This is a genomic window from Bacillus sp. AFS073361 (assembly GCF_002567005.1).
Classification (GTDB): domain Bacteria; phylum Bacillota; class Bacilli; order Bacillales; family Cytobacillaceae; genus Neobacillus.
The window spans coordinates 43,198-51,161 of record NZ_NUZU01000225.1 but is presented as its reverse complement, the minus strand read 5'-3'; the positions used below and the strand labels follow the sequence as shown (position 1 = coordinate 51,161).

Sequence of the window (7,964 nt, the reverse complement as noted above, 5' to 3'; positions counted from 1 at the left end):
GGCTTAGCTTCTTAAAAGAAGCTAAAATAAATTGTTTGTTTGCACGATTTTGTTTGTTTAGTTTTCAAGGATCAATTACCCAATCGCCTTAAGGCGACTTTATAATCTTATCAAGTTATTCACTGAAAGTCAACAACTTTTTTAATTTATTTTTCTCACTGCGTCTGTCTCGCAGCAACAGATATTAATATACCACCATTCGAGAACAGGTGCAATAGTATTTTACGATTTTCCCTTAAAAATATCCAAAGTAATAATATTCTTACTCTTCCTCGTTATAAATATAAAAAAAGTGCCAGTAACATGGCACTTTTTTACGTATTATTTATGACGCATAAGCGGGAATAATAGTACGTCACGGATGGATGGAGAATTAGTAAGCAGCATAACTAAACGGTCAATTCCAATTCCTAATCCTCCCGTTGGCGGCATACCATATTCTAACGCTTCAACGAAGTCGTCGTCCATCATGTGAGCTTCGTCGTTTCCTTGTTCACGTTCTTTTAATTGCGCTTCAAACCGTTCTCTTTGATCAATCGGATCATTCAGCTCTGTAAATGCATTCGCATGTTCACGAGCAACAATGAACAATTCAAAACGGTCTGTGAAGCGTGGGTCCTCATCATTTTTCTTCGCAAGTGGTGAGATTTCGACAGGATGTCCGTAAATAAAAGTAGGCTGGATTAATTTCTCCTCTACCTTTTGTTCGAAGAATTCATTAACAATATGGCCATAAAGCATGTTGTTATTAATTTCAACCCCGTGTTCTTTCGCAAGGTCACGAGCTTCTTCTACACTCATCTCTTTCCAAAAGTCTGCACCAGTGTATTCTTTGATGGCATCTACCATGTGAAGTCTTTTCCACTCAGGTTTAAGGTCTACCTCATAATCGCCATATTGAACCGTAGTTGAGCCAACTACTTCTTGGGCAATATGAGCAATTAGATTCTCTGTCAGACTCATGATATCACGGTAATCCGCATAAGCCTCATAGAGTTCAATCATTGTAAATTCAGGATTGTGACGAGTCGAGACACCTTCGTTCCGGAAAACACGGCCAATTTCATATACCTTTTCCAAACCGCCCACAATCAATCGTTTTAAGTGCAGTTCAATCGCAATCCTCATAAATAATGGCATATCCAAAGCATTGTGATGTGTTATGAATGGACGTGCAGATGCACCGCCAGCAATGGAATGCATCATTGGTGTTTCAACTTCTAAATAGCCGTGGTCATCTAAATACCGACGCATTGATTGAATAATACGGCTTCTTGAAATAAATGTAGCCTTACTTTCTTGACTCATAATTAAGTCTAAATACCGTTGACGGTAGCGCTGTTCAACATCCTTAAGTCCATGAAATTTATCAGGAAGCGGGCGTAACGCCTTTGTTAAAAACACAAAGTTTTCCACTTTAACTGATAATTCGCCTACTTTTGTTTTAAATAGTGTTCCGGATACACCAATTATGTCTCCTAGGTCTGAAGAATCGAATAGTTTATAATTCTCCTCGCCGACTGCATCTTGACGAACATAGACTTGAATTTGACCTGTTAAATCTTGAAGGTGCGCAAAGCCTGCTTTTCCTTTTCCACGCTTCGTCATAATCCGACCTGCTAAAGAAACGGAAACATTTTTGGCTTCGATCTCTTCTTTTTCTAATTCTGCATATTGCTCAACTAATTCCTTTGTGTTGTGTGAGCGGTCAAAACGTTTCCCGAATGGATCAAGACCATTTTCACGCATGGTATTCATTTTTTCACGTCTGACCATTAATTGGTCATTCAAATCTTCCTGACTCATAAAATCAACTCCAATAATCTTTTATTATGTAAAATGCTATTAATAAGGCGATCCCATTTTTCTACATACTTTATTATTTTACACAAACTTATACTTTCAGACATCAAAAAAGATGTTATTAAAATAAAAACTGCCAGTTTTTTCACTGGCAGCATCCAAATTAGTATAGAAAGACACTTTAAGTGACAGGTTTATCCTACAATTAACTGACTTTGTTCTTTTGCTTCGACTTCTGTGACCAATTCGTTTAGTAATGTTACTAATTGATTCCTAGTATCACATTCATTGATCGCATTACGAACCATGGCGTTACCGGGCACCCCTTTTAAATACCAAGCAGCATGCTTACGCATTTCACGAACAGCAACATATTCACTTTTAAGCGCGATTAAGCGGTCTAGATGAAGGATGCATACATCAATCTTTTCTCTAGCAGATGGTTGAGGCATCAAAATACCAGTTTCTAAATACTGAACCGTACGGTAGATCATCCAAGGATCACCTAAAGCCGCTCTTCCGATCATTACCCCGTCTGCACCAGTTTCTTCAAGCATACGTTTGGCATCTTCCGGTGTATGAACATCACCATTACCAATCAACGGAATATTTAGGTTTTGCTTAACTTCACGAATGATATCCCAGTTAGCACTGCCTTCATACATTTGAACACGTGTTCGTCCATGCAGGGAAACCGCCTTCCCTCCAGCACGTTCAACAGCTTGGGCATTTTTCACAGCAAAAATATGCTCATCATCCCAGCCCATCCTCATTTTTACAGTTACAGGTTTTTCAACCTCTGCTACCACAGCTGAAACCATCTCGTAAATTTTATTAGGGTCAAGCAGCCACTTTGCCCCGGCATCACATTTGGTGATTTTAGGAACAGGGCAACCCATATTAATATCAATAATGTCAGCATTAGTATTCTGATCAACGAATTTAGCTGCTTCGACAAGCGTTTTTTTCTCTCCGCCAAAGATTTGCAAGCTTAATGGCTTTTCACGCTCATCGATATAAAGCATATTCATTGTCTTTTCATTTTTATGAATGATGCCTTTATCACTCACCATCTCTGCGCAAACTAATCCAGCGCCAAACTCTTTTACCGTTAAACGGAATGCCGAGTTACATACCCCAGCCATCGGAGCCAGGACAACTGGATTCTTCAATTCTATATCGCCAATTTTCAACATGAAACTACCTCACCTCCTTCTTTCAATTATTCTTAGGATTGAACTTATCATACGATCTATGCCAGCGCCTGTTTATTAATCTTTTGGCGTTAAGTCATCTATGGTGATTTTTAAAGAATCCGCAATCCTTTCCAGTAAATCACTGGCAGGAAGTCGATTCCCTCTTTCAATTTCGCCTAGGATTGATACAGATACACCTAGTTCCTTCGAAAAACCCTCTTGTGTAAAGCCCTTTAACTTCCGATAGGCTCGAATACGTCTTCCCCATTTTTCCGCTTCCATATTCGGACTCCTTCTTTATTTGGTAATTCTTCTAATGATGATTCAAGTAACTGATTTATCTCCGAACATTTCTTGTCCTGATAGATTTCTAAAAGTGGAATAATTACAAACGCTCGTTCTAACATCCTGGGATGTGGAAGGATGAGCTTCTCGCTTTGAATATTTTCTTGGTTATAGGTAAGAATGTCAAGGTCTATTGTTCGCGGACCCCACCTTATTTCCCTTTTTCTACCAAGTTCTAGTTCGATTTCTAAACATAAATCTAATAGATCCATGGAGGAAAAAGCGGTCTGAATCTCAATTACCATATTTAAAAATAAATCTTGTTCCTCATAGCCAATGGGATCTGTCTCATAAATAGAGGAGTAATTTACCAAGTGAATCCCAGAATTACTGGTTAATCTTTTAATGGCACTCGTTATATTATCATAACGGTTTCCTATATTCGAGCCAAGGGCAATAAATGCTGTGTTTTCCACTTTTATCTTCTCCTTGTAATTTCTACTGCAACAGACCGATAGTGACCCGGAATCGGCGGGTCTGGTTTAATCACCGTAACAGTTACTTCTGATATAAGCGGGAAGCCTGTCAGCACACCTGCTGCAATTCGCTCTGCCACCGCCTCGACTAATTTAAAAGGAGGACCCTCCACGATTGTCTTGCAAACTTGGTAGAGTTCTGCATAATTCACTGAGTATTCCAGTTCATCGGTTTCTCCCGCCTTTTTTAAGTCAATAGAAACGGATAAATCCACTGCAAAACGCTGCCCTAACCGGGTCTCTTCTGAAAACACACCATGGTAGCCGTAAAACTCCATTCTATTGACGTAAATTTTATCCAATGGTTTCACCCTTCCCCATTAGGGCATCCATCATTTTAGCCATTCTGCTCATTTCTTTTACATCGTGAACACGGACTATATGGCAGCCTTTTTGAATTCCGAAACAAACGGTTGCTCCTGTACCTTCCATTCTTTCATGAACAGGGAGATCTAATGCTTGTCCAATCATCGACTTTCTAGAAGTCCCTAATAATACTGGATAGCCTAAATTAACAATCGTATCTAAATTCTGCATGGTTAGCAGATTTTCTTGATAATCCCTCGCAAAGCCAATACCCGGGTCAAGGATAATCTGTTCATCCTTCACCCCTGCCTTTTTTACAATGGCTATACTTTCATAAAGATCATTGATGACATCTCTCATAAATACCTTGTAGTTTCGTTCTTTACGATTATGCATGAGTACGATTGGAACACCGTAGTCTGCCGCCACTTGTCCCATCTTTTCATCCGCTTTTGCCCCCCACACATCATTGATGATTTGAGCACCAGCTTCTATTGCTTGTTTTGCGACTTCTGCTTTATAGGTATCAATCGAAATCGGCACTTGAACTTGTTCAGAGATTGCCTGAATAATCGGGATCACCCGCTCGAGTTCCTCCTCTGCAGGAACAGCTGCAAAGCCTGGCCGTGTTGATTCCCCGCCGATATCAATAATATCCGCACCATTTGCTACCATTTCCTTTGCCCGTTTAACAGCCATTTCAACCTGGTTGAATTTACCTCCATCCGAAAAGGAATCTGGAGTAGCATTTAAAATGCCCATAATAATGGTTTTTCTACTACTATCCAAGGTATAGGGTCCACATTGGATTAGTTCATGAGATGTTTTCATACCTTTCCTCCTTATCCAGCCTTTTTATACTTCTATTATCATACATGAAATCTTTATTCGAATACAAAAAAAGAAGCATCGGCAAAGCCGACGCCTCTTAGCTATTTTTATTCAGCATCGTATTGGTAAAGTACGGTACTTAAATAACGCTCGCCATTATCAGGAATAATTGCTAATACCTTTTTACCTTTACCTAATTTCTTAGCAACTTCTAAGGCTGCGTAAATCGCTGCGCCTGAAGAAATCCCGCCAAGAATCCCCTCTTCTCTAGCTGCACGTCTTGACGCTGCAAATGCTTCCTCCGTACCAACTTGGATTACTTCATCATAAATGTCAGTATTTAAAGTTTCAGGAACAAATCCTGCACCAAGACCTTGAAGTTTATGTGGACCTGGAGCTCCACCTGAAAGAACTGGTGAATCTGTTGGTTCTATCGCATAAATTTTAATTTCAGGGAAGTTTTCGCGCAGAACACTTCCTGCACCTGAAATGGTTCCTCCTGTACCGATTCCAGAAACAAATGCATCTAATTGATCCATTTGTTCAACAATTTCTTTACCTGTTGTTCTTTTATGAACTTCAGGATTTGCTTGGTTTTTAAATTGCTGCGGCAAGAAATAACCATGTTCCTTAACAAGCTCCTCTGCCTTAGCAATTGCACCCTTCATACCAGCTGGACCAGGTGTTAATACAAGTTCTGCTCCATATGCACGAAGGAGGTTCCGTCTTTCCAAACTCATCGTTTCAGGCATAACAAACACGGCTTTGTAACCTTTTGCTGCAGCAATCATTGCAAGTCCAATACCAGTATTTCCACTTGTAGGCTCAATAATGGTATCTACACCTGGTTTGATTAACCCTTGCTCTTCTGCCGCTTCAATCATAGATAAAGCGATACGATCTTTTACACTGCTGCCTGGGTTAAAATATTCTAGTTTTAAATAAACCTCAGCACTATTTTCATCTACTAATCTGTTTAATTTAACAATTGGCGTTTGGCCGACTAATTCGGTAACTGAATTTGCAACACGAACCATTAAGAGCACCCCTATTCCGAGTAAATTGATTGGATTTATATTATTAAATTTACCAGTTCTATACTGAGTTTGTCAATCGTTTTGTTTGCGTATTTTTACAATATTTAAACATTTATACTCTTGATATATAAGAAAAAGCACAGATTAATACCCTGTGCTTTAGTTCTCTTTATGACCATAGAACCATTCGACCTTTGCATCATCCCAAAAAGTCGAAGCAGATGCAGGCGATTTCATTTGTTCCAGGGCAATTTGCCTGCGGATTTGTTCTCTTACATCTGCAAATGAATATTTCTTCCCACTGATCTTTCCGTCTAGCTTAAGGATCGCATAGCCTTCTTCCACCTTAACAGGCATACTATAGGAACCTGTCTTCAGTTCCTTAGCTACTTCAATATATTGCCCGGGATAACGCTCATCCCCTTCACTAATATACCCAATATCGCCGCCATTATTTGCAGAAAACTCTTCAATTGAACGTTCCATGGCTAAGGTTGAAAAATCAGATCCTTGATTCAACTCTTGCACCGCTTTATCTGCCTCTTCCTGTGTAGGGAGAACAATATGTGATAAATGAAATGCAGGCGGTACATCAAATAGCTCTTTATTTTCTTGATAATATCTTTCTAGTTCGCTGCTTGAAACTTTAACATCCTTTGTTAATAATTCTTCTAATAGTAGATTGCTGCGAATTTGTTCCTTCCAGCCTTTTTCATCCTTACTATTCTGCTGAGTAAATGAATTCGTAGTGGATTGCAGCATTCTAAATTCGCGGTCGACATCCTGGGTGGATACGTTAATATGGTATTTCGCAGCCATTTCTTCAATGACCTTTTGGTCGACCATTTCCTTTAATACATCTTTTCCATATCTAGATTCAAGCTCGTTAAGCCAATCTTGCCGCAGAATTGACTTTTTCCCAATTGTAGCTACTGTCTCGTCATTTCCTAGGGCCCCACCAGCCGTATTTGCCTTTGAAAGAGAAAAAGCGATCGTTAGGCAATTCACCAATATTAGGACCCCAATCACCATCCAAAGCTGCTTCTTTCCCAACCTCTCTCCCCCAATCAGAAAAGAACAAAGATCTGTTATTTTGCTTCTTTTTTAAGCTCTTCTAATTCTTCACTTGTAAAAAGGTATTTTTCATTGCAAAAATGACAATGTGCCTCAGCCTGACCATCTTCTTCAATCATCGCTGTAATCTCTGCTGCTCCTAAGCCGACAATAGCATTCGCAAATCGTTCCTTAGAGCAATTACAAACAAACCCTACCGGCATCGTTTCTAACACCTTTACCTGATCTTTTCCAAAAAGCTCTTCGAGAATTTGCTCTGGTGTTAGTCCACGTTCAATTAATTTAGAAATCGGCTCAATTGTTTTTAACCGTTCCTCCATTTTTGAAATAATCGGCTCCGGTGTGCCAGGCATTAATTGAAAAATAAATCCGCCTGCTGCAAGAATCGTATCATCTGGATTCACTAAAACACCAACACCAACGGAAGACGGAACCTGCTCAGAAGTAGCAAAATAATAAGTAAAATCCTCGCCTAATTCACCGGATACAAGCGGAACTTGTCCAGAAAAAAAGTCACGCAGCCCGATATCTTTGACAACTGCTAACATCCCATCTGTCCCGACCGCACGACGAACATCAAGCTTCCCATGTTCATTCGATTCAAAATCCACCTCTGGGTTTGTTACATATCCTCGAACTTCCCCTTTGGCATTACTATCAACAACAATCGGTCCTAGCGGGCCGCCCCCATTAATTTTTATCGTTAATTTATCCTCACCCTTGAGCATAGCCCCCATCATGACTCCTGCAGTCAACGTCCTGCCCAATGCAGCAGAAGCTGTCCGCCATGTCTGATGGCGTCTTTGTGCCTCGGTCACAGTTTCTGTCGTCCGAACGGCAAAAGCGCGAATATTACCATCATACGCAAGTGCTTTAACAAGATAATCCTTCATTGA

Annotated in this window: 9 protein-coding genes; all 9 read right to left on the bottom strand. The window is 40.0% G+C overall.

The annotated features are described in order from the left end of the window. Positions 1–321: 321 nt before the first annotated feature. The gene (lysS, locus tag COJ96_RS27405; RefSeq protein ID WP_098576789.1) at positions 322–1,806 is read right to left on the bottom strand and encodes a lysine--tRNA ligase; all 1,485 of its coding nucleotides are present in this window, start codon (positions 1,804–1,806) and stop codon (positions 322–324) included. A 191-nt stretch (positions 1,807–1,997) separates the two neighbouring features. After that, entirely contained in the window at positions 1,998–2,999 is a 1,002-nt protein-coding gene (gene dusB, locus COJ96_RS27400; RefSeq protein WP_098576788.1) for a tRNA dihydrouridine synthase DusB, read from the bottom strand. Between the two features lie 75 nt (positions 3,000–3,074). Next, positions 3,075–3,281 (bottom strand): helix-turn-helix domain-containing protein, encoded by a 207-nt coding sequence (locus COJ96_RS27395; RefSeq protein WP_098576787.1) that lies wholly within the window; start codon positions 3,279–3,281, stop codon positions 3,075–3,077. After that, positions 3,233–3,760 (bottom strand): 2-amino-4-hydroxy-6-hydroxymethyldihydropteridine diphosphokinase, encoded by a 528-nt coding sequence (folK, locus tag COJ96_RS27390; protein ID WP_098576786.1) that lies wholly within the window; start codon positions 3,758–3,760, stop codon positions 3,233–3,235. Before folK ends, COJ96_RS27395 begins: the two co-directional genes overlap by 49 nt. Before the next feature lie 2 nt (positions 3,761–3,762). After that, positions 3,763–4,122: a dihydroneopterin aldolase gene (folB, locus tag COJ96_RS27385; protein WP_098576785.1), complete on the bottom strand. Its 360-nt coding sequence runs from the start codon at positions 4,120–4,122 to the stop codon at positions 3,763–3,765. After that, entirely contained in the window at positions 4,115–4,957 is an 843-nt protein-coding gene (gene folP / locus COJ96_RS27380) for a dihydropteroate synthase (RefSeq protein ID WP_098576784.1), read from the bottom strand. The genes folB and folP overlap by 8 nt, the downstream gene beginning before the upstream one ends. Positions 4,958–5,064: 107 nt before the next feature. Beyond that, entirely contained in the window at positions 5,065–5,994 is a 930-nt protein-coding gene (gene cysK / locus COJ96_RS27375) for a cysteine synthase A (protein WP_098576783.1), read from the bottom strand. Between the two features lie 159 nt (positions 5,995–6,153). Further along, positions 6,154–7,047: a peptidyl-prolyl cis-trans isomerase gene (locus COJ96_RS27370; RefSeq protein WP_098576782.1), complete on the bottom strand. Its 894-nt coding sequence runs from the start codon at positions 7,045–7,047 to the stop codon at positions 6,154–6,156. A gap of 35 nt (positions 7,048–7,082) precedes the next feature. After that, complete coding sequence (gene hslO, locus COJ96_RS27365) at positions 7,083–7,961, bottom strand: Hsp33 family molecular chaperone HslO (RefSeq protein WP_098576781.1); 879 nt, start codon at positions 7,959–7,961, stop codon at positions 7,083–7,085. Positions 7,962–7,964: the final 3 nt, after the last annotated feature.

Excerpts from the sequence above, each read along its gene's own strand:
- folP (WP_098576784.1), bottom strand. The coding sequence starts at position 4,957 with ATGAAAACATCTCATGAACTAATCCAATGTGGACCCTATACCTTGGAT.
- cysK (WP_098576783.1), bottom strand. The coding sequence starts at position 5,994 with ATGGTTCGTGTTGCAAATTCAGTTACCGAATTAGTCGGCCAAACGCCA.
- dusB (WP_098576788.1), bottom strand. The coding sequence starts at position 2,999 with ATGTTGAAAATTGGCGATATAGAATTGAAGAATCCAGTTGTCCTGGCT.
- hslO (WP_098576781.1), bottom strand. The coding sequence starts at position 7,961 with ATGAAGGATTATCTTGTTAAAGCACTTGCGTATGATGGTAATATTCGC.
- COJ96_RS27395 (WP_098576787.1), bottom strand. The coding sequence starts at position 3,281 with ATGGAAGCGGAAAAATGGGGAAGACGTATTCGAGCCTATCGGAAGTTA.
- lysS (WP_098576789.1), bottom strand. The coding sequence starts at position 1,806 with ATGAGTCAGGAAGATTTGAATGACCAATTAATGGTCAGACGTGAAAAA.